Genomic DNA, 23,225 nt, shown 5'->3' on the forward strand with positions numbered 1-23,225 from the left:
AGCGCCCTGAGAGTAAACTATCACCAGGCTAAAGCTTACCAAGCGGATTAGTTTGATATGCTAATTCATCGATGATCACGATGTTAAAGGAGCCGTTGATGTCACATATAGCCGATTTTGTTTTTCAAACCGTACCAGATATTCGTTTTGGTGCCGCTTGCACCCGATCTCTGGCCAGCTTAGTGCAACAAAAATTCGGGGCCAGCAGTGTCTTGTTGATCACTGATAAAGGCTTGCGCCAGGCAGGGGTATTGGATGAACTGATCGTGCTGCTTCAAACATCGAAATTAAAGGTTACTGTTTTTGACGAGGTACAAGCGGATCCGCCAGAGTCGGTGATTATGGCAGCGGCAGACCTTGCCACTGACGCCGATGTGGTGATCGGCGCAGGTGGGGGGAGTTCAATGGATACCGCTAAGTTGGCTGCGACTGTGTGCATGGGGCAGCAGGCGTTACACACGATGTATGGGGTTGATCAGGTAACCAGTACTCGTAAGCCGCTAGTGTTGATCCCCACCACTGCTGGTACGGGCTCAGAAGTAACCCCCATTTCAGTTGTGACCACTGGAGAGTCCACCAAAGCGGGCGTTGTATCCTCGGTGTTGTATGCCGACATCGCCCTGCTTGATCCCTCTTTGTTGGTGGGGCTGCCCAACCATATTACTGCCGAAACTGGCGTGGATGCGATGGTCCATGCTATCGAAGCCTACACCAGTAAAATCAAGAAAAACCCGTTATCGGATCAACTGGCTATTCGAGCGCTGGGCTTACTCAGTATACATTTACCCCTGAGTTATCAAAATGGTCAGGATATCAAACATAGAGGCGCGACTTTGCTCGGTGCCATGCTCGCCGGTCAGGCGTTTGCCAATGCGCCAGTGGCTGCCGTGCATGCCTTAGCTTATCCCCTGGGTGGGATTTATCATTTAGCTCACGGCTTAACTAACGCGTTGATGTTACCCCATGTTTTGCGTTTTAACCTCGACAGTGCCACTGACCTGTACGCTGAGCTAGCAGATGTACTGATACCCGATCAGTGCGGCCTGAGTGTTGACAAAAAGGCGGCAAGACTGATTGGTTATATTGAAAAATTTTGCCAGACCCTGGGGATCCATAAACGCTTGCGTGATGTAGCCATTCCCCAGGCAGATTTACCCTTATTGGCAAAGGCGGCTATGGAGCAAACCCGCTTACTACAAAATAATCCCAAGGCGCTGACATTTGATGATGCCTTGTTTATTTATCAGCAGGCCTGGTAGGCCTGAACGCAATTATTTACCTGAGGCACCCACAATGACTACAGACCAACCTCAACGCGGCGATTACCGCTATTTTGAACAGTTGGATACCCGCTGGGGTGACAACGATATCTATGGTCATGTAAATAATGTGGTGTATTACGCGTATTTTGATACCGTGGTCAATCGTTTATTACTCAAATATGGCTGGCTGGACCTGCATGGCAAAGGAGCGATTGGCCTGGTAGTGGAAACCAGCTGTCAATATTTTTCATCTGTGGCTTACCCTGAGCGTTTAACGGTGGGTTTGTGTGTCGAGCGCCTGGGTAACAGCTCTGTAGTGTATGAATTGGCTATTTTTGCTGAACATAGTGATTCGGCCAGTGCCAAAGGGCGATTTGTGCACGTATATGTTGACCGGGCCAATCGCCTGCCCACCCCCTTACCCGAAGTGTTGCGTGCGGGCTTAAGTCAGTTTTTACGCACGGCTTAGGGATTACGCCCCAAGGTCTCATGATCGGCTAGCCCATCCCCAGCTATAATCGCCGCACTCAATGATAATTCACCGGCCAGCACAGTACCGGCGATGATCTTGGTTAACTTATTTACCTTGCCATCGCCATAACAGCCCATCAGTTGCAAACACGCCTTCTGTTATGGGAGAAGGCAAAACGAGAGAGTCTGGGCTCAGGTTTCAAGATAAATCAGTTTATCTGCTACGCCGTCCCATTCTTGGGCATTGATTGGTGGCGCCTTGACCTGGTTTATATTTGGCCAAATCTCTGCCAGTTCAGCATTGAGCTCAGTAAACCCTTCCTGGCCTTGGGGTAGATTGTCGTCCTGAAAAATTGCCTCGGCGGGGCATTCCGGCTCACACAGCGCACAATCAATGCATATTGTCGGGCTGATAGCCAGAAAATTGGGTCCCTCAAAAAACGCATCAACCGGGCAAACTGCCACACAGTCCGTGTATTTACACTTGATACAATTATCGGTGACAACAAAGGTCATGGCGGATAGAACTTTCAGAAAAATAATAAGGCGAGATCATACGTACCGTGCAAAAAATTACAAGACAGACAAATCAGCCACTATATTGTGCGCAATAATCCAGACACAGGCTGCCCATTGACATAAAATAGCCGTCTTGGGACTCAGGTCTTGGGCTAAGCCCTTGAGCTTAAACAAGGCTGACTTATATTTTATTTACCCGGATGACTCTATGCTGCGCTTAACTGACATTAAACTTCCCCTGGATCACCAAGACCAGGATCTTACCCAGGCAGTACTCGATAAAATCGGCTGCCAACCGCCACAGCTTAAGACAGTCACGGTTTTTAAACGGGGCTTTGATGCACGTAATAAACAGGCTATTCAGCTGATTTATACCCTGGATATAGAGGTAAATGACCAAGAAACCTTGTTAGCCCGTTTTAGTGGTGATCCACAGGTTAAAATTTCCCCTGATACTAGCTATCAGTTTGTGGCCCGAGCTCCGGCAGATATGACTGCACGTCCGGTAGTGGTGGGGTTGGGGCCCTGTGGACTGTTTGCCGGCTTATTACTGGCCCAAATGGGCTTTAAACCTATCATTTTAGAGCGGGGTAAAGAAGTTCGAGAACGCACCAAAGATACCTTCGGTTTTTGGCGCAATAAACCGCTTAATCCTGAATCCAACGTGCAATTTGGTGAGGGGGGGGCAGGGACTTTTTCCGATGGTAAGTTATACAGCCAGGTAAAGGACCGTAAACACTATGGACGCAAGGTCCTGAGCGAATTTGTGGCGGCCGGTGCGCCCGAAGAAATCCTATTTGTGAGCAAACCTCATATAGGTACTTTTAAGCTGGTGGCCATGGTTGAGCGTATGCGCGCCGATATTATCGCCTTGGGGGGAGAAATTCGTTTTAGCACCCGGGTTGACGATGTACATATAAAAGCTGGCCAACTAACAGGTTTAACTCTGTCCACTGGCGAGCACCTAGCTTGTGAACATGTGGTATTGGCGGTGGGACACAGTGCCCGTGACACCTTTGAAATGTTGTTTAAACGTGAGGTGTATATTGAAGCGAAACCATTCTCCATAGGCTTTAGAATTGAACACGAACAGTCGATGATCGATGAGTGCCGTTTTGGCCCCAGTGCCGGTCATCCCATACTGGGCTCGGCTGATTATAAACTGGTGCACCATTGCCAGAATGGTCGGGCGGTGTACAGTTTTTGTATGTGTCCAGGGGGCACAGTGGTGGCGGCGGCCTCAGAAGAAGGGCGGGTGGTGACAAATGGCATGAGCCAGTATTCCCGCCATGAACGCAACGCCAACAGTGCTATAGTCGTAGGGATCACCCCTGAGCAGGATTTCCCGGGCCATCCATTGGCCGGCATCGCCTTGCAACGCAGGCTGGAGGAGCAAGCCTTTAAATTGGGCGGAGAAAACTATGTCGCCCCGGCCCAGCTAGTTGGCGATTTTATGCAAGGTATGGCCTCGGCGGAGTTTGGTGAAGTCCAACCTTCTTACACCCCAGGGGTTAAATTAACAGATTTATCTAAAGTGCTGCCTGACTACGCCATTGATGCTATCCGCGAGGCGATACCGGCTTTCGATCGCCAGATTAAAGGTTTTGCCAAAGCTGATGGTTTGCTCACCGGCGTAGAAACCCGCACATCGTCACCTGTATGCATTAAACGCGGGGCTGATTACCAAAGTGTCAATATCAAAGGTCTGTATCCCGCCGGAGAAGGGGCTGGTTATGCCGGGGGTATCTTGTCTGCGGGCATAGATGGCATTAAGGTGGCTGAAGCGCTGGCCTTGGCGATGTTAGCTAAAGAGTCGTAACAAGGGGCATGGGAATAACAAAAGTAGCAACAAAAAAGACAGCCTAGGCTGCCTTTTCCAACGGGTGTTAGGTTTAGTTAACTTGCGCCGATAAACCTTTGTTGATGTCTGTGACATCTTCTACGCTCAAGCTACCCGCCGCTAATTTCAGGTTGAGAACACTGATCACATAGCCATAACGTACCCGGGATAAGTTACGTCTGGCGTCAAACAGATTACGAGTACTGTTAAGCACGTCGACTATGGTGCGGGTACCAACATCAAAGCCTGCTTCTGTTGCCTTTAAGGCACTTTGTGCAGAAACCACCGCCTGTTCAAATGCCTTGATGCGCGAAATCGCGGCGGCGACGTCATTATAGTTGGAACGTACGCTGCGGATCACCGACCTATGGATACGTTCACGATCTTCACTGGTCGCGACAAAGCGGTACTTGGCTGATTCGACACTGGCGTTGACCAGTCCGCCGGAATAAATAGGCACATCAACTGACAGTTGGATACTGTAGGTGTTGAATCGATCCGTAGCTGCCTGGTTAGCCGGATCAGAAGAAAGTCCGTCAGTATCGTTGGAGTTAGCGCGGCCGCCTAGGCTGATAGTGGGGTAATGGCCGGCTCTGGCGCTTTTGATATCGAATTTGGCAATATCGACATTGGCATTGGAGATCAGCAATTCCAAGTTGCGTTCTTCCGCCATTTTCAACCAGTCATTAATATTGTTGGGGGTAGGCATACTGGCGGAAAACTGCTCGGTATTCAGTTCATCCAGATTAGGGTAATAATTTCCGGTGATCTCACGCAAGGCTTCCAGGGTGGTTTCCACCGCGTTTTTCGCGCTTATTTCTTCAGCTACTGAGGTATCATACTGGGCCTGAGCTTCGTGTACGTCGGTAATAGCTGTCAGGCCGACCTCAAAACGTTGTTTGGTTTGTTCAAGTTGACGTTCAATGGCGCGTTTTTCTGCTTGGGCAAATTCCAGGTCGTCCTTAGCCTGCAGGGTGTCGAAATAAACCGCTACAGTACGCAAAATCAACTGTTGCATGTCATATGCCAGTATGGCGTCTGCTTGGCTGGCAATCAGTTCGGCACGATCCAAGCCGACCCATAAAGAGCGGTCATATATAGATTGGGAAACATTTAGGGTAGCATCATTGGTAGAGCGTTCAATGTCGCCATAGGTTTCGACAGCGGCCAGAGTCAATGAAATTTGCGGCAACAAGCCTGCTCGACTTCTTTCTATGTCAGAAAATGCAGCTTCTTTGCTGGCTTGTGATTGCAAAGTTGCTGGATCGTTCTGCAAAGCTTGCTGATAAACTTGATATAAATCATCGGCGGAGGCGTGATATGACATACCCAAGCCAATCAGTAGCGACAGAAGTGTTTTTTTCATGTGAGTTCCTTGATGGTTCCGATTTCGGAATAATTCAATTATTTTTATAATTCGGTTCTAAGCCTTAGGCAAAGTGTAAGCAAATCAAACGCTAAGCGATAACCTTCAGTGGTAACACTAGGAGCTCAAGTGTAACAGAATATTTTATCTAGGTTACCAGGACTTACGATGTCTATATGGTACTTCAGCACAGAAATTAATGGGGAAGTTTATGGCCAAAATTCAACAATTTTCGGATAAAGATGTGGAAATGCAGGGCAAAGAGCCCTTGTACAGCGGATTTTTCAAAATGGTTAAGTACCGATTCAGACACCGTTTATACCTCGGTGGTTGGAGTGAAACCGTAGAACGGGAGATTTTTGAGCGGGGTCATGCGGTGGCCGTGTTATTATACGACCCTGAATTACATGAGTTTGTATTGATAGAGCAGTTCCGTATAGGCGCACTGCCAACCTCTAATTCCCCATGGTTGTTAGAAGTGGTGGCTGGTATCATTGACCCTGGCGAAGTGGCTGAAGATGTTTGTTACCGGGAAGCCCAGGAAGAAGCGGGTATCACCCCGACCCACTTGCACAAGGCGCTGACTTACCTCGCCAGCCCAGGTGGGACCACAGAACGCTTGCATATATATATAGGTAAGGTGGATGCCACAAAAGCCCAGGGTGTGCACGGGCTTGATCATGAAAGTGAGGACATTCTGGTGCACAGAGTGCCTGAGCAGCAGGCGATAGCATGGATCAATCAGGGCAAATTCGACAATTCGGCCACATTAATCGCCTTACAGTGGTTTGCAATGAATAAACAACGAGTACTTGAAGACTGGAATGACAACTGATTTTGTAAAACGAAAATATGTTCCGCACCTGCCCAGCATGCAGCGAGTATGCGCACTGAATTATGCGCGCCTGATAAAACTGCTGCCGGATTGTGATACTGAAGCCCTGGTTTACCATTTCCGGGTTAATCAGGTGTTGAATTATCAAATTAAAATTCTGGAGTGCAGCCGATACACCAGCACCCTGGATATGTCTCAGGAATCCGTTATCGGCCCGGACTTTATGCGTCCAGTGGTGCGTATCCGTCTTTACCATGACGCCCAACTGGCCGAAGTCATCCAATCTCAGCATATTGGTTTACTCAAGCCCAGTTACGAGTATCCCAATAACCGCATGTACCAAAAAAATGAAAAAGAAATGGTTAATCTGTTTCTGGCAGAATGGTTGCAGTTTTGTTTGAAATATAAAGATCAATTACATGCGACCAACGTCTTGTAGGGAATGTGATCCTTGTCGTTAACTATTGCGCATATATCTGACTGTCATTTGTTTGCCGATACACAACAGTGTGGCCATGGTGTTATCAACCCCTATTTAAGCCTGCAATCTGTGCTGGCTAACATCGCGGATTTGGGAACGGATTTGGTGATTGCCAGCGGCGATATCAGCGGCGATGAAAGTGTGCAGAGTTACCAGTATTTTCAACAACTCTGGCAGCAAAGTACAATCGAGGCACCCTTAGTGGTGCTGCCGGGCAATCATGATAATGAGAGCCTGTTGGCAGAATTGCTCGGTAGTCCAGGTAGTTGGCCAGCGTCGATTCGTCTCGGGCATAATTGGCAGATCCATAGCCTCAATAGCAAAGCCTCAGGTACCCAAGGTTCTGTAAGTGAGCAGCAGTTATCCCGTCTGGGCGCGAACCTCGAAGCGCAGCCGGATGTTTTTCATTTAATAGCAGTGCATCATCATCCGATCGCTTGTGGGGGATGGATGGATGCACATTGTTGGGATAACAAACAACAGTTTTTGGATCTGGTGGCTCGTCATTCACAAATCAAAGGCGTAGTTTATGGGCACATCCATCACGCCAGTGAGCAGCAACGACAACACTGTCGTTTTTTGTCTGTGCCATCTACCTGTTGGCAATGGGCTAATCAAGCCGAGTTTGCCTGCAGTGATGAACGACCAGGATTTCGGGTATTAACGTTGCGTTCAGATGGTCAGCTAAGCAGCCAGGTCAGGCGTATTTAAGGGAAGTGAACATGCAACAGATTATTATTTATCTTCACGGTTTTCTCAGTTCTCCTCAATCTCATAAGGCGCAGCTGACCCAAGCCTATGTCGCAGAAAATTATCCCCAGGTACGTCTTGAGGTACCGCAACTGCCTAATCATCCCGAAGCGGCGTTGTCCATGGTCTGCGCATTGGTAGAACAATACCAAGATGCCGCTATTGGTTTTATCGGTAGTTCTATGGGAGGATATTTTTCGAGTTTTTTGCGGGAAAAGTACGGTGGTAAAGCGGTGCTGATCAACCCCGCAGTGCAACCTTACCATTTGTTAGCAGATTATCTTGGCGAACATGTTAATCCTTATACTGGGCAGCAATTTAGCCTGGATGCTAGTCACGTAGAGGAACTCAGCAGTTTTGATACCAAGATCCTGACCAGGCCAAAAAACTACTGGGTATTATTGCAAACCGGGGATGAAACCCTGGATTATCGTCAGGCACAACATAAATACCAGCAGGCAAAATTGACGGTTGAACTTGGCGGCGATCACAGTTTTCAAGGATATGAGCGTTTCTTGCCAGATATTTTCCAGTTTCTACTGCAAGACGAAATGAACATTGGTATAACATAGACTTGCCAGAACAGACATGCCCTGAGGGTTCCTTTTTCAGTTAACGACGCACTACAAAAATAAGAATTATGTCTAATCAATATAACGCTGATGCAATTGAAGTTTTAAATGGTCTGGATCCGGTTAAACGCCGCCCGGGCATGTATACCGATACTACTCGTCCTAACCACCTGAGTCAGGAAGTGATAGATAACAGTGTGGATGAAGCACTGGGCGGCCATGCGACTACTATTAAAGTGGTGTTACATCCAGATCAGTCTCTGGAGGTCACAGATGACGGCCGGGGTATGCCGGTGGATATCCATGCGGAAGAAGGCATATCCGGGGTCGAACTGATCATGACCAAGTTGCACGCCGGTGGTAAATTTTCCAATAATAACTACCAGTTTTCCGGGGGATTGCACGGCGTGGGTATTTCTGTGGTCAATGCCTTGTCCAAGCGGGTAGAAGTCAGTATCAGGCGAAACGGTAATGTGTATCAGATCGCCTTTGAAAACGGTGATAAAGTTGAAGAGCTAACCGTAGTTGATACTTGTGGCAAACGCAATACTGGCACCCGGGTACACTTTTGGCCAGATCCGCAATATTTTGATTCTTCCAAGTTTTCTGTCACCAAACTGCTGCATGTTTTGCGCGCTAAAGCGGTGTTATGTCCGGGCCTGCGGATCCGATTCGACAATAAGATCAACAAAGAAACCCAGGAATGGTATTTCGAAGATGGTTTGCGCGACTATCTTTACCAGTCGGTGAAAGACTATGTGACCTTGCCGCAAGATTCCCCCTTCGATGGAGCTATTGCAGGCAACACCGAGGCGGCGGATTGGGCAGTAATGTGGTTGCCCGAAGGCGGTGAGATGGTGACTGAAAGTTACGTTAACCTTATCCCTACACCCCAAGGAGGTACTCATGTCAATGGTTTGCGCCAAGGGCTGCTGGAGTCTATGCGTGAGTTTTGTGAGTTTCGTAACTTATTGCCCAGGGGGGTCAAGTTGACCCCGGAAGATATTTGGGACAGATGCAGTTATATCTTGTCCACCAAGATGCAGGACCCTCAATTTGCCGGGCAAATTAAAGAACGTTTGTCGTCGCGCCAGGCCGCCGCTTTTGTTTCTGGTGTGGTAAAAGATGCGTTCAGTTTGTGGTTAAATCAGCATACAGATGTGGCCGAAGCCTTGGCCGAAATGTGTATCAATAATGCCCAAACCAGGCTGCGGCAAAGTAAGAAGGTGGCTCGCAAAAAAGTCACCCAGGGGCCGGCACTACCCGGTAAATTGACGGATTGTTCCACTCAGGATACCAGTCGTTCAGAGTTGTTTTTAGTGGAGGGAGACTCGGCTGGCGGGTCGGCGAAACAAGCCAGAGACAGGGAGTTTCAGGCCATCATGCCGTTGCGCGGAAAAATTCTTAACAGTTGGGAAGTAGACTCGTCTCAGGTGCTGGCCTCCCAGGAGATCCACGACATATCTGTGGCTCTGGGTATCGACCCGGACTCGGATGATCTTAGCGGTTTGCGTTACGACAAGATCTGTATCTTGGCTGATGCTGACTCGGATGGACTGCATATCGCCACCTTGCTGTGCGCTTTGTTTGTTAAACATTTTCGCACCTTGGTAGATCAGGGGCACGCCTATGTAGCTATGCCACCTTTGTTCAGGATCGATATAGGAAAAGAAGTCTATTATGCTTTGGACGAAGGTGAGAAACAGGGTATCTTGGACCGCATAGTTGCCGAGAAAAAACGCGGCAAGGTTAATGTACAGCGCTTTAAAGGCCTGGGTGAAATGAATCCGCTGCAGTTACGTGAAACCACTATGGATCCCAATACTCGACGTTTAGTGCAACTCACTATCGATGATTCCGAAGATATGCTGGAAATGATGGATATGTTGTTGGCTAAAAAACGGGCAGGTGATCGTAAAGTCTGGCTAGAAAGTAAAGGCAATATGGCCATCGTTTAGTGTGCATGAGCCTTACTTATTATTGATACCCTAGGAATCTTGTTTGTTGCGTTTAATCAAATTTATCTTTGTGATATTTCTCATGGTGCTGGTGGCTGTGGCCTCAATATTTATCGCCAGTGTTGAACAACAACCATTGGTCGTAACCACTGGTTCCGAACAAGTTAACGCTGCCGAGTCGGTGCATGTCTTGCTCGAGCAGTTGCGCCTGAGCATCAAAAATCGCACCAGCGATCAAAATATCCCTTTAAGTGAAAATCAACTGAATAGCCTGGTGGGTTTTGCCCAGCGCGCGAACCCCAAATTTCGCGGCCAGGTGAATATTACTCCAGGAGCCAGTAATTTTTCCGCCAGTTATAAATTACCAGACAATCCGCTTGGCTCTTATGTCAACTTTAGTGCATTAGTGATGCCAGGCCCAGGGGTGCATGTTTCTGAAGTCAGACTGGGGCGCATAGTGCTGCCGGGCAAACCGACCCTTTCGACTGTTACCTGGTTGGCAGATTGGTGGACCGACAGCGATATTGCCAGTCAATTTGTGCGCCAGGTCGAACGCATCGTGATGTACGACAGTAAAATGATCATCTCCCTACACCCTCTGGATCAGTTTTTACGTGATTTAAATGACTTGAAAAGGGGGATTAGTGTGGATACGGATTTGAGTGTGCGTACGGCCCATTATTTGAAGCATATTGCCGAGCTGGACGTTGGACACAGGCATTCACCTCAATCCCTGGCCACCTTTATGGGACCACTTTTTGCAGAGGCCCAGTCCCGTTCGGATAAGGACACTGCCGCTCTGGAAAATGAGGCGGCTATTATGGCACTGGCCATTTACGCCGGGCACCACAGGTTTGCTAATTTTGTCGGAGATGTGCAGCCAGACGCTAAACGGGTTGCTGTGCCCAGGCTAAAACCCCTGCTTGCTCAGCGTAGTGATTTGAATCAACATTTTATTTTTTCCGCTGCCATCAAGGTATTGTCAGAACAGGGTTTTAGCGCCGCTATAGGCGAATTTAAAGAGTTGATGGACAGGGCCGATGGCGGAACTGGCTACAGTTTTGTGGATTTGGCCGCAGACCATGCTGGCCTCCAGTTTGCGCTAGTTGCTACTTCCCCTAAAACCGCACAAAAGGTGCAGAGGATATTGGCCGGTAAGGACGACGAAAGCTTGTTTTTCCCTGATATAACACAATTGCCGGAGAATTTAGACAAGGCGAACTTTGTGCGTCGATTTCAAAAAGTCGATAGTCCGCAATATCAACTACTGGTTGATGAGATTGACCAACGTATAAGCCAACTGCCTATTCATCAAGACTAAAGCATATTCTTCATCTTTGGTACGGCATATTTGTTGGCTGCCCTTATGCGAACCAGGAACTTGGCGGACTAAGCTCGTGGTTGCCCCTCATCTGCTGTCGCCATGCAATTCCAATAATTTTGGGTAATTACAGGCTAGTCTTGCACGCTGTGTTGAAACTGGGCCAAAGTGGTATGTAACAATTCAATTTTTTTGACGATCCCAGGCAGCGCCTGCTTTTTCTGCTCAGGACTAAGTTTTGACAGGTGTGCGATGTCTTGCCCTAGTTCATCGACATAAGGTTTGAAATAACGTCCGCTGGACTTGAAACCTGAGTTGGCAGGGAAAATAGCCTGAAATTTGCCCTTACCTGAACTTTGCAATTTACTGATAATAGCGTCGGCATCTATGGCCTTGCGATAAATAAGTTGCGCATTTTCGGTCAATTTTTCAATGATTGTTTGCATGTAATCCGTTTAGTTGTTTTTTAACGTTAAAGTTTTTTATGGCGGGGGCGATAACACCGATGAGCGGGCGATTTTGCCTGTTTTTTAACTTAGCTACAAGTAATAGGGGAACTGGTATGGAAATTCAAGGTGGCAACGCCTCTGGAACGTCCGGTGCGACACTTGAAATAAAATCTCTGCAAATGGCTAAATCCCAACAGAAGATAGAAGGTCAAGCGACGCTTCAGCTACTGGAATCAGCAGCTGACGTACCAAAAACTTCTGCAAATCCAGGCTTGGGATCGGTTGTCGATACATTTGCCTGATTACGGATGAAGATGTAAATCAATTGGCGTTTTGCCGGGTTGGCCACCTATTTCTCTGACGAGTTTGGGTACCAAAAATCCCGGCAGACGTTTTATCATCTGGGCCATTATGGCTTTCGCTGCGCTCTGATCCTGATCAAAATGTTGTGCCCCTTGCACCTTATCTAACAGATGCAAGTAATAAGGTAATACCCCAACCTCGAATAATCGTTCGCTCAGCGCCACTTGAGCGTCCCCACTATCATTAATGCCTTTGAGTAACACCGCCTGATTAAGCATGGTTACCCCGGCTTGGCTCAACTTGTGTATCGCATCAGTCAGGCTGGCATCGATTTCCTGGGCATGGTTAATATGCAGTACCATGATGGGTTTAAGACGAGAGCGGCTAAACCACTGGATTAACTCCGTGGTAATACGCCCCGGAATGACGACCGGTAGGCGAGTATGAATACGGATGCGTTTAATATGAGCAATGTTTTCTATTTCACCGGTCAGCCAGGCGAGAAAGTCATCTTTGGCCATCAGCGGATCGCCGCCGGAATAAATCACTTCGTTAATGTTTTGATCGCCGCGGATGTAATCCAAGGTTTTTAGCCAATCTTGTTTGTTGAGGTGATGCTCGGCATAGGGGAAATGGCGGCGAAAACAGTAGCGACAATTCACTGCGCAACCACCGCGTACCAGCAATAACACGCGGCTCTGGTATTTGTGCAAGATCCCGGGGTGTGTATTGTGTTGTTCTTGCAGGGGGTCAACTGAATATCCGGGAAACTGCTCAAATTCTTCTTTTGTCGGAAACACCTGACGAAAAAGCGGATCGTTAAGATCTTGCTTAGCCATGCGCGAAGCAAACGGACGAGGCACACGCATTGCAAATAAACGCCGGGCGGCTATGTCCTGGGCGAAATCTTGTGGGTCAAAACCCAGAAAAGCAAGCAGCTTAGCGGGATCGGAAAAGGCACTGGCCAGTTCTTTTTGCCAGTAACTCTCTACAGCAATGGCTTTTTTAGGTATTATTTGCAGCAACTAGATACTCTTTACGTTAATTCAATACGGGGACACATGGCTAATTACAGCACAAATGAGTTTAAAGCGGGCCTTAAAATAATGCTCGACGGCGAACCTTGCAACATTCTTGAAAATGAATACGTCAAACCAGGCAAAGGCCAAGCCTTTAATCGCGTTAAACTTAAAAAGTTAATTTCCGGAAAAACCCTGGAGAAAACGTTTAAATCCGGGGAGTCCTTTGAAGGTGCTGACGTCATGGATATGGAGTTGTCCTATTTGTACACAGATGGGGAATTCTGGCATTTTATGAATAATGAGACCTTTGAGCAAATCGCCGCGGATGAAAAAGCCCTGGGTGATAACAAAAAATGGTTGGTCGAAAACGACAGCTGCACGATCACCTTATGGAACGGTTCACCTATAGTGGTCTCTCCGGCTAACTTTGTGGAATTAGAAATCACCGAAACCGATCCTGGTCTCAAAGGTGATACGGCCGGTACAGGCGGTAAACCCGCGACTCTGATAACGGGGGCTGTGGTACGCGTTCCTTTGTTTGTGCAAACCGGTGAAGTGGTAAAGGTTGATACCCGCAGTGGTGAATATGTATCACGGGTGCAAAAATAGCCAATCCCTACCCCTAGTGTAAAACGCTCACAGTCATGTGGGCTTTTTTTTAAGCTTTAATTATTGATACTGAGCCAGGTAGATCATGTCAGATGTGTCATCAAAGAATTGGCGTCCCAGCGCCCCCATGGCCAATCTTCAAAAACGCGCAAAAATTATCAGCCAAATTAGACAGTTTTTTGCCGATCGCAAGGTATTGGAAGTAGACACCCCGACCCTGGGGAGCAGCACGGTAACTGATTTGCATATGCAGGTTTTTGCTACTCAATTCGACCGACCGCCGTCAGGTGGAACACAAACCCTGTACCTGCAAACGTCACCTGAATATGCCATGAAACGGTTATTATGTGCTGGCAGCGGAGCAATCTTCCAAATATGTAAAGCGTTTCGCAATGAGGATGCCGGGCGCAATCACAATCCGGAGTTTACGATGCTGGAGTGGTATCGACCGGAATTTGATCATCTGCAGCTTATGGATGAGCTGGATGAACTGATCCAAGCATTGTTAGGTTGCCGAGCCGCAAAGAAAATAAGCTACCAACAGGTTTTTCGCCAGTACCTGCAGCTTGACCCATTAAACGCCAGCCTGGACGACGTCAAAGTGCGTGGTTGCGAACTAGGCTATGGACGTATTTGTGCTGAGGAAAACAACATAGATACACTTTTACAGCTGTTGTTTTGTCAACATGTGGAGCCCTACATAGGCCAGGACGAGCCCTGTTTTGTGTATGATTTTCCCGCAAGCCAAGCGGCGCTGGCTAGAATTAGTCCCGCGGACTCAAGGGTGGCCCAGCGTTTTGAGTTGTATTATCAGGGTAAGGAATTAGCCAATGGCTTTCATGAACTGGCGGATGTGACAGAGCAGAGCCAACGGTTCGAACTTGAAAATAAGCAGCGTGTCGCCGCCGGGTTAAAAGCAGTCACCCAAGATGCGCATTTGTTAGGGGCATTGCAAGCCGGTTTACCGGATTGTGCCGGGGTGGCTGTGGGCATCGACCGCTTGGTGATGTTGGCATTGGGCGAAAACGACATTTCCCGGGTACTGGCATTTGCGTATCATAATGCATAACATGGTATTAATTGCTTGATTATAAAGTAAAAATGTAGTCTATAGTTAGGATACTTAAGCCGTATAGAATAAAAGCAATAATAAATAATGCACATTGTTCCCCGTCCTGCAGAATTACTTCGGACGAAGTATCAGAAGTTGTCGATTGAAAATAACCTGTCACTGGTGTGGTACTTTTCCGCCATCGCCCTGGTCGTTTTTGGTGTGCATTTGCTTCATCATCTTCGTCTGGGCGCTGATGCATTTGATTACGATATGTTGGCGTATACCGCGGTCTACCTAATCAACGTCTTGTATGCACTGTTTAACTTGCTTGTCCTGCCCAAAACCAAAAATACTCCCGCTCTGGGCAGTGTGCTGGTCTTGTTGGAGTTGGCCTACCCTTTCTTTTTAGGCTCAGTGGCAACCTTGCTGGCTATCTTAACCACTATACAGGGGCATGGGCCCGTGCCTTTTGTGATGGGAATGCTGGTTATTTCCATTGTGTTGCAGGGCCAATATGTGGCCCTGCTGATTTTATTGATCACTAGCTGGCTGTGTTTTACCTTGGGCCTGTATCTAACCATGCCGGCGGTTCAAGCGGCTTCACCGGTGTTAACCGGCTTTACGACTATCTTGATCGCCGCCGCAGTCGGTCGGTTAACCGAACAGTTAAGGGTCAAGCAGTTTGAAAGTATGGAAGAACTCGCTAACAAAAATAGGTTATTGGAACAGTTGTCCATTGAAGACCCGTTAACCAAGCTGTACAACAGGCGACATTTTAACGCCAAATTGCAGGAAGAAACGACGCGCAGCCAGCGTTATTCTCATCCTCTTGCTCTACTTATGATAGATATAGACGACTTTAAGGCGATTAATGACAATGTTGGTCATGTAGAGGGGGATCAGGTGTTGACCCAGACCGCAAAGCTGATCACCGCCGAGCTAAGAGCCGCAGATGTGGTTTGTCGTTATGGTGGCGACGAGTTTGTTGTGCTGTTAGTAGAGGCGTCGCTCGGTGCCTCCTTGGATATCGCAAACCGGATTTGTTCTCAAGTCAGCCAGCATGCTTTTATCGGTATAGACAGACAGGTATCCGTAAGTATTGGCCATTCCCAGCTTGATGGGCAATCAATGGAGGAATTTTTACAACAGGCCGATAAAATGTTGTATGTTTCCAAAACGTTGGGCAAGAACAAGGTGTCGAGTGAAAGCCGTTTATAAATACATGGTTTAGCTTGGGTCGTATTCTTAACCTCTTGCCATGGTGGCGTACTATTGTGGGTAGATATTTGCCGTTATCCTGCCGCCTTAGGGCAATTTTTTACAATACAGTTAAGGAGCCGTATGCCAACTTCAGCATTGAATAGTTTACAACATGAGTGGCTAGCCTTGCAGGAACAGTATGATAGTTATGAAAAATTTTCACTGGTGATCAAACTGGTCACTGTGATTTTAGCATGCGTGATATTATTTGCCTGGCATCAGCCACTATGGGCGGCGTGTATAGTGGCGATTTTATGGGGCCAAGACAGTATTTGGAAAACGTTTCAAAACCGTATTGCCCAGCGATTGCTTAGTGTTGAAAGTGCCTTGAGCGAGGATCAGATCCAAAGAAGTATGCAATTCAATTCAGTGTGGCAGGCATCTCGAAGTGGCGCTTCAGGCTTGATCCTCGAATACCTGCAGCAGGCCTGTAAACCCACAGTGGCCTTCCCTCATATAGTGATGTTTGGCCTGTGTATAGCTTATTACGCCATATATTAGCGAACAAGTCCGATGTTGCAACCACCAATCATTACTCAACGTCTAACCCTTTTGCGGTTGAACTTGCATGACGCTGAGTTTATTTTTACTTTACTCAACGATCCCGCTTGGCTCAAATACATAGGTGACAAGGGCATAACGGATTTACACCAGGCTCGGCAATATATTCAAAGTGGGCCAACAGCCATGTTTGCAAAACACGGTTTTGGCTTGATGCGGGTGGAATTGAGAGCACAAAATATTGCTATCGGTTTATGTGGTTTGCTCAAACGACCGGACCTTGCCTGGCCCGACCTGGGTTTTGCCTTTTTACCCGGGTTTCGTCAACAGGGCTATGCCTATGAAGCGGCTGGGGCGGTATTAGCGCATGCTCGCCACATATTGCACCTTGAGGACATTGGGGCCATGACTTCACCTGACAATAAGCGTTCTATCGCCCTGTTAGGCAGACTAGGATTTGAGTTTGTCGATACCCGGCAACTTCCCGGGCAGACCGAGTTAAGCAACCTATATCTGAATAGGCTTAAGCCTTAACGACTTAAAACTGGGGTAATACACTGGCTCTTTTCAAAATAACCGGCTCCACGGGCACATCCGCCCAGCCATAAGTTGGGTCAACGTCGGTTTTAACCTGGGAGATGGCATCCACAGTATCGCTACCTTCAACCACATAACCGAAAACCGCATAGCCCCATTCCTTACCCGGATCCAAAGAAACGTTATCGTTTACATTAATAAAAAATTGCCGGTTGGCAGAATGGGGTTGATTCTGGCGAGCCATGGAAACGGTATGCATTTCGTTTTTTAAGCCGTTACCTGATTCGTTGATAATTTCCGGGAAGGCTGGTTTTTCGACAAAACTGCGGTCATAACCTCCACCTTGCACCACGAAATCTACCACCACTCGATGAAAAATCGTCCCTTCGTAGCTGCGTTTATCCACATAGCGTAAAAAGTTATTGGTCGAAATTGGGGCCCGGGAACGATCAAGCTCAATGACAAAATCCCCCATTGAAGTTTCAATTTTAACCCGTGGATAATAATTGTCCGCCTGAATTTGCGAGCCGTCATCTTTGACTTTGGCGACACTGGTCAAGCTACAAAACACCACACTGAATATAAAAAGACGTAACATAAAAGCCTCTCTTAAGATTTGACAGCAGATAAAATACTGAATTTTCGGTCACTTGCAAGCACAGTGTAAGCGCCAAATAATTGTTTGATCCGCTGGGGGTAGTCCAGGTGCCGATTACCCACTACCCGCAGTTCTCCCCCGCGCTTCAGATGTTTTTTGCTGTCGCTAAACATTTGCAGGGCAATGTGATCTGTGATGGCGTTTTGTTGATGAAATGGCGGGTTGCACAATACTATGTCCAACTTGCTACTGTCAGTAAGTTGGGCAAAGTCGTCGAGACAATTACTGACCAAAAATTCACATTGCGCCAGTTTATCTGGCATGTTGTGTTGAATATTACGCTTGGCAGATTCTACCGCCATGTAGGATTCATCAACAAATATTAGCTTGGCATGGGGATATTTATTGAGTAGATGTAAACCCAGAATGCCGTTGCCACAGCCTAAATCAACCACTCGTTTGTGATTAGCATCGGGTAAGTGTTGTAATAACAAACGGGCGCCAATGTCCAGTTGTTGTCTGGCAAATACGTTGGCCAAATTAGCGATATTGAAACGGGGTTGAAGAGTGTGCCACACAGTTGGATAGGGGCTTGAACTGCGCAGGTCGCCACTGGGCTGGCAAAAGATCAGACGGGCCTTTTTCTTGGCCAGGGAAGTGGTGGTGGGTCCTAAGTGTTTTTCAAACAGGGCCAGAGTCGATTTTTGAATGGCGTTAGCCTTACCTGCGGCAATAATCCGGGTGCCTGAGGTCACGCAGCTTTGTAAATCGATAAGCTGTTGCTCAAGTAGTGCCGAGGTTTTAGGGATTTTGATCAACACCAGTTCAGCACGGGTGCGTAAACCCTGGATGGAATCATGAAAATCGACCTGATTAGTCGCCAGATGGTTGCTTTGCAAATTCAATATCGTGGCACGCCGGGCAACAAAGGAGTCACTAAACCAGGCTGGTTGGTGGTTGGCAAACCAACAGCCTAATGTGCCAAATTCATCGTTGTAGATACGCATGGACTGCCCTAGTTGATCCGCCAGTTGCTGCTCGACGTACTCGATGAGATATTCGTCCGCCGCATCCCATGCCTGCCAACTGATATGTTGGCTGTGTGCTGGGTAACGCAGTAAAGTAAGGGTTTTATCTAAAAGATTCAGCTCAGTTTTCATGTTTTTTCATAGTGGTTATGGTTAAATCTGGTTATGCAATACGGTTTATTTGACGCTGACTTTACCGATGATTTCGGGCAATTACCTCTCAAAGAGGCGGATGTCAGCTATGATCCCGCCTTTTTAAGTCAGCCCCAGGCTGACGATTATCTTGCCTGTTTACTGGCAACACTGGCGTGGCGGCAAGATCATATCAAATTGTATGGCAAAGAGGTTAAAATCCCGCGTTTACAAGCCTGGTATGGTGAGGCTAATGCCCTATATCAGTATTCGGGTTTACGTCTGTCTCCACACCCCTGGACTGCGGCGTTAACCCAGTTAAAGGTATTATGTGAAGAACGCTGTGGGCAACACTTTAATTCTGTGTTGGCCAATTGTTATCGGGATGGTCGAGACAGCATGGGTTGGCACACAGATAACGAGCCTGAGCTGGGAGCCCAACCCGTGATAGCATCCCTGAGCTTGGGCCAAGTCAGAAATTTTGATTTACGCCACACTAATAGTGGCGAAAAATATCGACTGGCTCTGGGCTCGGGCAGCTTATTGGTTATGGCCGGGGATACCCAGCGCAATTGGCAACATGGTCTGGCAAAATCTACAAAATTGTTAGGACCTAGGGTAAATCTGACATTTAGGTACGTTTTTCCAACAAAAACATGAGCAGGGGACTGAGGGGATGGCATTTTAATCCAGGCCAAAGATAGCGCCCCATCAAAATTGAGTTACGAGGTATACATGATTATTCAAGACCGCATTCAAGCAAAATTAACCGCCACTTTTATGCCTTTACACTTAGAGGTGATAAATGAAAGTTTTATGCACAATGTTCCCCCGGGCTCCGAGAGTCACTTTAAGGTGGTGATCGTCAGCGAACAGTTTGTGTCTCAACGTCCCATTGGTCGCCACCGCGCCGTGAATACCGCGCTGGCAGAGGAACTGGCCGAGCATATACATGCCCTGGCCATTCATACCTACACCGAACAAGAGTGGCAAAAATTGCAACACAGTTCACCGGATTCGCCCAACTGTTTGGGAGGCATGCATAAGTAAGACACCCTAGAAGTGTTATACTTATGCGGGATTGTCGTTAGCCAGATTAGCTAAAAGCGATAGGATACCTTGCCATAAATATCCCGGGCCTTTGGGGCGTTGTTACAAGTCGGTTTTACTGGGCATTTTTTTCTGAGTATTTTACTGACCTTATTGGGCGGTATTCCAGGTATCATTCATGCTGTCTGGTTAGTGCTGACCAATAAATCGGGCTGAACCTCACTTAACTACCTATCTGCTCAGAGTTGTTTATTCGCTCTGGGTCTTTACAATGTAGGTTGCTTTCTCCACAGGAATTATCAACATGGTTATCAAGCCCAAGATTCGAGGCTTTATTTGTACTAATGCACATCCTGCAGGTTGTGCCGCGAGTGTGCAGCAACAAATGGATTACGTAAAAAGTCAGGGCGATTTAGGCCCGGGGCCAAAAAATGTGCTGATCCTGGGGTCTTCAACTGGATACGGCCTGGCTTCCAGGATCGTCTCGGCTTTTGGTTATGGTGCTAAAACGCTGGGGGTTTGTTTCGAGAAGCCACCATCGGAGCGCAAAACAGGAACCGCAGGCTGGTATAATACCGCAGCGTTTCACGCCAAGGCCAGCGAGGCAGATTTGTATGCCCGCACTATTAATGGTGACGCCTTCTCCAAAGAAATAAAACAACAGGTGATCGAGACCTTAAAACGAGATATGGGTAAGGTCGATTTGGTGATCTACAGTCTGGCGTCACCAAGACGTACCGATCCTGAGACAGGAGAAGTGTACAAGTCTACCCTCAAACCGGTAGGCCAGGCGTACAAAACCAAGACTTATGATACAGACAAAGATTTGATCCATGAGATTGCACTGGAACCGGCCAATGAAGATGAGATCCAGCAAACCATTAAAGTCATGGGTGGCGAAGACTGGGAACTGTGGCTGGCGGCCTTAGACGAAGCGGATTTATTGGCCGATGGCTGTAAAACCACGGCATATACCTACATAGGTAAAGAGCTCACTTGGCCCATATATGGCCAGGCCACTATAGGTAAAGCTAAAGAAGATTTGGACAGGGCGGCAGCAGCCATTATTAGTAGCAAAGCAGATAAAAAGGTCGAGGCCTATGTTTCGTCACTTAAAGCTCTGGTAACTCAAGCGAGCTCGGCTATTCCCGTTATGCCTTTGTATATTTCACTAATTTATAAAGTGATGAAAGAGGAAGGCACACACGAAGGGTGTATAGAGCAGATCACTGGTTTGTTCCAGCAGCGCTTATTTACCGATAACCCGCCTATGGATGATATGCGTCGATTGCGCATGGATGGTAAAGAAACCAACGAGGCAACCCAGGCCAAGATCAAAGCCCTGTGGGATCAGGTTACTCAGGATAATTTCCATCAATTAAGTGACTATGCCGGTTATCATCATGAATTTTTGAAATTGTTTGGTTTTGATCTTGAAGGGGTGGATTACGATGCCGAGCAAGACCCCTTAGCGGACTGGTAACATTGCTGTCTAACCTAAAAAAATCGCCCTGGCCGGCGATTTTTTTGTATATATGCCAAGGCTGTTCGTGAATTTTGTGTGCCAGAAAATGGGCGAATTTTGGTTGAACTTTAATCAATGCAACCAGGCTTTGGCTGGTAATACCCGTTAAAGCCTCTGGGTTAAGGAGAGATTTTCGCAAAAAAACAGTTTAAACAACATTTTGCATGGCAGAAGCGGCTTGGTTAATGCTAAAATTCCGAAGTTAGGGTAGCTAGAAAAGACCTGATAAATCCAAAAAATGGATGTGCGTTTGAAATTGTCTTGCGCTAATTAAACAAAATGCATGGGTGCGGTTTGTTTAATCGAGTGACAAAAATGACAACATAATATCAATAATACTCATCACGATTAGATTTTTGACTGCAAGTCGAATGACGGTAACTTGCCTACGAAAGGCTAGTCGTGATGTGTATTGACTTTAGAGTAGTGCTATTGCGTATGATAAAAATCAAGAAAGGGTTAGATCTCCCAATTGCGGGGACGCCGAAACAAGAAATCCATAATGGGCCTGTAATCACCAAGGTGGCGGTTTTAGGTGAAGAATATATTGGCATGCGGCCAACCATGCACGTTCAGGTGGACGATAAAGTCAAAAAAGGCCAGCTACTGTTCGAAGACAAGAAAAATCCCGGAGTGAAATTTACTGCTCCAGCTGGTGGTACTGTCATCGAAATTAATCGCGGAGCGAAACGTGTTTTGCAATCCGTGGTTATTCAGATTGAAGGAGACGAAAATCAGGATTTTGACAAGTATGCTCCCTCTGAGCTAGCGGATCTGCCGGCAGAAAAAGTGGTGCACAATCTGGTTGAATCGGGATTTTGGACCGCTTTGCGTACCCGCCCATACAGTAAGACGCCTGCCATTGAGAGCAAACCGCATTCCATATTTGTCAGTGCTATGGATACCAGCCCCTTAGCTGCGGATCCCCAGGTGATCATTGCCCAGCGTAGCGAAGACTTCATCAATGGTTTGCGGGTCATTTCCTGTTTAACTGTCGGTAAGTTGTTTGTTAGCAAAGCCCCCGGCGCGGATATACCTGTAGGTGACGCCAAAGTAGAGGTTAACGAATTTGCGGGTCCCCATCCTGCCGGTTTGGTGGGTACCCATATCCATCATCTTGATGCAGTAGGGGCAGCGAAAAAGGTTTGGCATCTCAATTATCAAGATGTAATTGCCATAGGTGTATTGTTTACCACAGGCCAGGTAGACAACACGCGGATAATTGCGATTGGCGGTCCTGGGGCTAAAAATCCACGTTTAGTGAGCACCTTGTTAGGTGCGGATGTTAGCCAAATTGTGGCCACTGAAACACTTGACGGGGAAATTCGGGTAATTTCTGGCTCGGTATTGCAAGGTAACAATGCCCATGGCGTGCATGGTTATTTAGGGCGTTACCATACGCAACTTTCGCTTATTCAGGAAGGTCGTGAGAAAGAATTTCTTGGTTGGCTAAAGCCGGGCTCGTCTATGCATTCGGTAACTCGGGCTTATGTGGCTCATTTAAATCCGAAAAAGTTATTTAATATGACGACCACAACTAACGGCTCTGATCGGTCCATGGTGCCAATAGGTAACTATGAGCGCATTATGCCGTTGGACATTCTACCGACATTACTGCTGCGGGATTTGATTTCCGGTGATACAGACAGTGCCCAGACACTGGGGTGTTTGGAGTTGGACGAAGAAGATTTGGCACTTTGTACCTATGTTTGCCCAGGTAAATATAACTACGGTCCAATCTTGCGTGATTGTCTAGACAAGATTGAAAAAGAGGGTTAATTC

26 protein-coding genes and 1 pseudogene are annotated in these 23,225 nt (G+C 47.3%); 20 read left to right on the forward strand and 7 right to left on the reverse strand.

Features of this window, described 5'->3' with window-relative positions; genetic code table 11:
* Positions 1-98: 98 nt before the first annotated feature.
* Together AC3RV5_RS02200 and AC3RV5_RS02205 are read left to right on the forward strand one after the other, a co-directional pair.
* Positions 99-1,259 carry an iron-containing alcohol dehydrogenase gene (locus tag AC3RV5_RS02200; RefSeq protein ID WP_489730369.1) on the forward strand — a complete coding sequence of 387 codons (1,161 nt, stop codon included), beginning with the start codon at positions 99-101 and terminating at the stop codon, positions 1,257-1,259.
* 34 nt (positions 1,260-1,293) lie between these two features.
* A complete protein-coding gene (locus AC3RV5_RS02205; RefSeq protein ID WP_489730370.1) occupies positions 1,294-1,731 on the forward strand; it encodes an acyl-CoA thioesterase in 438 nt (145 codons plus the stop codon).
* Here the strand turns inward: AC3RV5_RS02205 and AC3RV5_RS02210 are convergent.
* On the reverse strand, positions 1,728-1,871 hold the full coding sequence (locus AC3RV5_RS02210) for a hypothetical protein (protein ID WP_489732074.1): 144 nt from the start codon (positions 1,869-1,871) through the stop codon (positions 1,728-1,730). The two genes, AC3RV5_RS02205 and AC3RV5_RS02210, sit on opposite strands and share 4 nt — an antisense overlap.
* A gap of 54 nt (positions 1,872-1,925) precedes the next feature.
* Entirely contained in the window at positions 1,926-2,249 is a 324-nt protein-coding gene (gene fdxA / locus AC3RV5_RS02215; protein ID WP_489730371.1) for a ferredoxin FdxA, read from the reverse strand.
* A gap of 211 nt (positions 2,250-2,460) precedes the next feature.
* On the opposite strand from fdxA, the gene AC3RV5_RS02220 reads away from it, so the two are divergent.
* Positions 2,461-4,071: an NAD(P)/FAD-dependent oxidoreductase gene (locus AC3RV5_RS02220; protein WP_489732075.1), complete on the forward strand. Its 1,611-nt coding sequence runs from the start codon at positions 2,461-2,463 to the stop codon at positions 4,069-4,071.
* A gap of 73 nt (positions 4,072-4,144) precedes the next feature.
* Here the strand turns inward: AC3RV5_RS02220 and tolC are convergent, their stop codons facing one another.
* Complete coding sequence (gene tolC / locus AC3RV5_RS02225) at positions 4,145-5,458, reverse strand: outer membrane channel protein TolC (RefSeq protein ID WP_489730372.1); 1,314 nt, start codon at positions 5,456-5,458, stop codon at positions 4,145-4,147.
* 211 nt (positions 5,459-5,669) lie between these two features.
* Between tolC and nudF the strand changes: the two genes are divergently transcribed.
* The 6 genes from nudF to AC3RV5_RS02255 all read left to right on the forward strand — a co-directional run bounded on the left by nudF (position 5,670) and on the right by AC3RV5_RS02255 (position 11,375).
* Entirely contained in the window at positions 5,670-6,293 is a 624-nt protein-coding gene (nudF, locus tag AC3RV5_RS02230) for an ADP-ribose diphosphatase (protein ID WP_489730373.1), read from the forward strand.
* Entirely contained in the window at positions 6,283-6,732 is a 450-nt protein-coding gene (locus tag AC3RV5_RS02235; protein ID WP_489730374.1) for a DUF1249 domain-containing protein, read from the forward strand. Before nudF ends, AC3RV5_RS02235 begins: the two co-directional genes overlap by 11 nt.
* Positions 6,733-6,744: 12 nt before the next feature.
* Positions 6,745-7,485, forward strand: coding sequence for a metallophosphoesterase (locus AC3RV5_RS02240; RefSeq protein ID WP_489730375.1), 741 nt, complete (start codon positions 6,745-6,747; stop codon positions 7,483-7,485).
* An 11-nt stretch (positions 7,486-7,496) separates the two neighbouring features.
* On the forward strand, positions 7,497-8,096 hold the full coding sequence (locus AC3RV5_RS02245) for a YqiA/YcfP family alpha/beta fold hydrolase (RefSeq protein WP_489730376.1): 600 nt from the start codon (positions 7,497-7,499) through the stop codon (positions 8,094-8,096).
* Positions 8,097-8,164: 68 nt separating this feature from the next.
* On the forward strand, positions 8,165-10,054 hold the full coding sequence (parE, locus tag AC3RV5_RS02250; protein ID WP_489730377.1) for a DNA topoisomerase IV subunit B: 1,890 nt from the start codon (positions 8,165-8,167) through the stop codon (positions 10,052-10,054).
* A 43-nt stretch (positions 10,055-10,097) separates the two neighbouring features.
* Positions 10,098-11,375: a hypothetical protein gene (locus AC3RV5_RS02255; RefSeq protein WP_489730378.1), complete on the forward strand. Its 1,278-nt coding sequence runs from the start codon at positions 10,098-10,100 to the stop codon at positions 11,373-11,375.
* Between the two features lie 134 nt (positions 11,376-11,509).
* Here AC3RV5_RS02255 and AC3RV5_RS02260 read toward each other — a convergent pair whose 3' ends face one another.
* Positions 11,510-11,821, reverse strand: a complete 312-nt coding sequence (locus AC3RV5_RS02260; protein WP_489730379.1) for a hypothetical protein — start codon at positions 11,819-11,821, stop codon at positions 11,510-11,512.
* Positions 11,822-11,937: 116 nt separating this feature from the next.
* Here AC3RV5_RS02260 and AC3RV5_RS02265 point away from each other — a divergent pair, with 116 nt between their 5' ends.
* Entirely contained in the window at positions 11,938-12,126 is a 189-nt protein-coding gene (locus tag AC3RV5_RS02265) for a hypothetical protein (protein WP_489730380.1), read from the forward strand.
* Here the strand turns inward: AC3RV5_RS02265 and epmB are convergent, their stop codons facing one another.
* Positions 12,127-13,152, reverse strand: a complete 1,026-nt coding sequence (epmB, locus tag AC3RV5_RS02270; protein WP_489730381.1) for an EF-P beta-lysylation protein EpmB — start codon at positions 13,150-13,152, stop codon at positions 12,127-12,129.
* Positions 13,153-13,188: 36 nt separating this feature from the next.
* On the opposite strand from epmB, the gene efp reads away from it, so the two are divergent.
* The 5 genes from efp (at position 13,189) to AC3RV5_RS02295 (ending at position 17,107) form a co-directional block, all read left to right on the forward strand.
* Positions 13,189-13,758, forward strand: a complete 570-nt coding sequence (gene efp, locus AC3RV5_RS02275; protein WP_489730382.1) for an elongation factor P — start codon at positions 13,189-13,191, stop codon at positions 13,756-13,758.
* 85 nt (positions 13,759-13,843) lie between these two features.
* Complete coding sequence (gene epmA / locus AC3RV5_RS02280; RefSeq protein ID WP_489730383.1) at positions 13,844-14,827, forward strand: elongation factor P--(R)-beta-lysine ligase; 984 nt, start codon at positions 13,844-13,846, stop codon at positions 14,825-14,827.
* Positions 14,828-14,914: 87 nt separating this feature from the next.
* Positions 14,915-16,030, forward strand: a complete 1,116-nt coding sequence (locus tag AC3RV5_RS02285) for a GGDEF domain-containing protein (protein WP_489730384.1) — start codon at positions 14,915-14,917, stop codon at positions 16,028-16,030.
* 123 nt (positions 16,031-16,153) lie between these two features.
* Complete coding sequence (locus AC3RV5_RS02290; RefSeq protein ID WP_489730385.1) at positions 16,154-16,573, forward strand: hypothetical protein; 420 nt, start codon at positions 16,154-16,156, stop codon at positions 16,571-16,573.
* 12 nt (positions 16,574-16,585) lie between these two features.
* Complete coding sequence (locus tag AC3RV5_RS02295) at positions 16,586-17,107, forward strand: GNAT family N-acetyltransferase (protein WP_489730386.1); 522 nt, start codon at positions 16,586-16,588, stop codon at positions 17,105-17,107.
* Positions 17,108-17,111: 4 nt separating this feature from the next.
* On the opposite strand, the gene AC3RV5_RS02300 is transcribed toward AC3RV5_RS02295, so the two are convergent.
* A complete protein-coding gene (locus tag AC3RV5_RS02300) occupies positions 17,112-17,708 on the reverse strand; it encodes a peptidylprolyl isomerase (protein ID WP_489730387.1) in 597 nt (198 codons plus the stop codon).
* Between the two features lie 11 nt (positions 17,709-17,719).
* Positions 17,720-18,868: a methyltransferase gene (locus AC3RV5_RS02305; RefSeq protein ID WP_489730388.1), complete on the reverse strand. Its 1,149-nt coding sequence runs from the start codon at positions 18,866-18,868 to the stop codon at positions 17,720-17,722.
* 33 nt (positions 18,869-18,901) lie between these two features.
* Here AC3RV5_RS02305 and AC3RV5_RS02310 point away from each other — a divergent pair, with 33 nt between their 5' ends.
* The 5 genes and pseudogenes from AC3RV5_RS02310 to AC3RV5_RS02330 all read left to right on the forward strand — a co-directional run bounded on the left by AC3RV5_RS02310 (position 18,902) and on the right by AC3RV5_RS02330 (position 23,222).
* Positions 18,902-19,528 carry an alpha-ketoglutarate-dependent dioxygenase AlkB family protein gene (locus AC3RV5_RS02310; protein WP_489730389.1) on the forward strand — a complete coding sequence of 209 codons (627 nt, stop codon included), beginning with the start codon at positions 18,902-18,904 and terminating at the stop codon, positions 19,526-19,528.
* Positions 19,529-19,603: 75 nt separating this feature from the next.
* Positions 19,604-19,918, forward strand: a complete 315-nt coding sequence (bolA, locus tag AC3RV5_RS02315; RefSeq protein WP_489730390.1) for a transcriptional regulator BolA — start codon at positions 19,604-19,606, stop codon at positions 19,916-19,918.
* Positions 19,919-20,011: 93 nt separating this feature from the next.
* Positions 20,012-20,134, forward strand: a pseudogene (locus tag AC3RV5_RS02320) (YqaE/Pmp3 family membrane protein); the annotation flags it as partial.
* A gap of 88 nt (positions 20,135-20,222) precedes the next feature.
* Positions 20,223-21,401 carry an enoyl-ACP reductase FabV gene (fabV, locus tag AC3RV5_RS02325; protein WP_489730391.1) on the forward strand — a complete coding sequence of 393 codons (1,179 nt, stop codon included), beginning with the start codon at positions 20,223-20,225 and terminating at the stop codon, positions 21,399-21,401.
* A 480-nt stretch (positions 21,402-21,881) separates the two neighbouring features.
* Positions 21,882-23,222 (forward strand): Na(+)-translocating NADH-quinone reductase subunit A, encoded by a 1,341-nt coding sequence (locus AC3RV5_RS02330; RefSeq protein ID WP_489730392.1) that lies wholly within the window; start codon positions 21,882-21,884, stop codon positions 23,220-23,222.
* Positions 23,223-23,225 lie beyond the last annotated feature (3 nt).

The organism is Paraglaciecola sp. IT1134 (assembly GCF_058068185.1).

Bases quoted from the DNA above. Each gene is read 5' to 3' on its own strand.
- AC3RV5_RS02285 (WP_489730384.1), top strand. From the start codon at position 14,915: ATGCACATTGTTCCCCGTCCTGCAGAATTACTTCGGACGAAGTATCAG.
- fdxA (WP_489730371.1), bottom strand. From the start codon at position 2,249: ATGACCTTTGTTGTCACCGATAATTGTATCAAGTGTAAATACACGGAC.
- nudF (WP_489730373.1), top strand. From the start codon at position 5,670: ATGGCCAAAATTCAACAATTTTCGGATAAAGATGTGGAAATGCAGGGC.
- AC3RV5_RS02295 (WP_489730386.1), top strand. From the start codon at position 16,586: ATGTTGCAACCACCAATCATTACTCAACGTCTAACCCTTTTGCGGTTG.
- AC3RV5_RS02300 (WP_489730387.1), bottom strand. From the start codon at position 17,708: ATGTTACGTCTTTTTATATTCAGTGTGGTGTTTTGTAGCTTGACCAGT.
- efp (WP_489730382.1), top strand. From the start codon at position 13,189: ATGGCTAATTACAGCACAAATGAGTTTAAAGCGGGCCTTAAAATAATG.
- AC3RV5_RS02310 (WP_489730389.1), top strand. From the start codon at position 18,902: ATGCAATACGGTTTATTTGACGCTGACTTTACCGATGATTTCGGGCAA.
- AC3RV5_RS02265 (WP_489730380.1), top strand. From the start codon at position 11,938: ATGGAAATTCAAGGTGGCAACGCCTCTGGAACGTCCGGTGCGACACTT.
- AC3RV5_RS02245 (WP_489730376.1), top strand. From the start codon at position 7,497: ATGCAACAGATTATTATTTATCTTCACGGTTTTCTCAGTTCTCCTCAA.
- AC3RV5_RS02235 (WP_489730374.1), top strand. From the start codon at position 6,283: ATGACAACTGATTTTGTAAAACGAAAATATGTTCCGCACCTGCCCAGC.
- bolA (WP_489730390.1), top strand. From the start codon at position 19,604: ATGATTATTCAAGACCGCATTCAAGCAAAATTAACCGCCACTTTTATG.
- tolC (WP_489730372.1), bottom strand. From the start codon at position 5,458: ATGAAAAAAACACTTCTGTCGCTACTGATTGGCTTGGGTATGTCATAT.
- AC3RV5_RS02220 (WP_489732075.1), top strand. From the start codon at position 2,461: ATGCTGCGCTTAACTGACATTAAACTTCCCCTGGATCACCAAGACCAG.
- fabV (WP_489730391.1), top strand. From the start codon at position 20,223: ATGGTTATCAAGCCCAAGATTCGAGGCTTTATTTGTACTAATGCACAT.
- AC3RV5_RS02260 (WP_489730379.1), bottom strand. From the start codon at position 11,821: ATGCAAACAATCATTGAAAAATTGACCGAAAATGCGCAACTTATTTAT.
- AC3RV5_RS02290 (WP_489730385.1), top strand. From the start codon at position 16,154: ATGCCAACTTCAGCATTGAATAGTTTACAACATGAGTGGCTAGCCTTG.
- parE (WP_489730377.1), top strand. From the start codon at position 8,165: ATGTCTAATCAATATAACGCTGATGCAATTGAAGTTTTAAATGGTCTG.
- AC3RV5_RS02210 (WP_489732074.1), bottom strand. From the start codon at position 1,871: ATGGGCTGTTATGGCGATGGCAAGGTAAATAAGTTAACCAAGATCATC.
- epmA (WP_489730383.1), top strand. From the start codon at position 13,844: ATGTCAGATGTGTCATCAAAGAATTGGCGTCCCAGCGCCCCCATGGCC.
- AC3RV5_RS02205 (WP_489730370.1), top strand. From the start codon at position 1,294: ATGACTACAGACCAACCTCAACGCGGCGATTACCGCTATTTTGAACAG.
- AC3RV5_RS02200 (WP_489730369.1), top strand. From the start codon at position 99: ATGTCACATATAGCCGATTTTGTTTTTCAAACCGTACCAGATATTCGT.
- AC3RV5_RS02305 (WP_489730388.1), bottom strand. From the start codon at position 18,868: ATGAAAACTGAGCTGAATCTTTTAGATAAAACCCTTACTTTACTGCGT.
- AC3RV5_RS02330 (WP_489730392.1), top strand. From the start codon at position 21,882: ATGATAAAAATCAAGAAAGGGTTAGATCTCCCAATTGCGGGGACGCCG.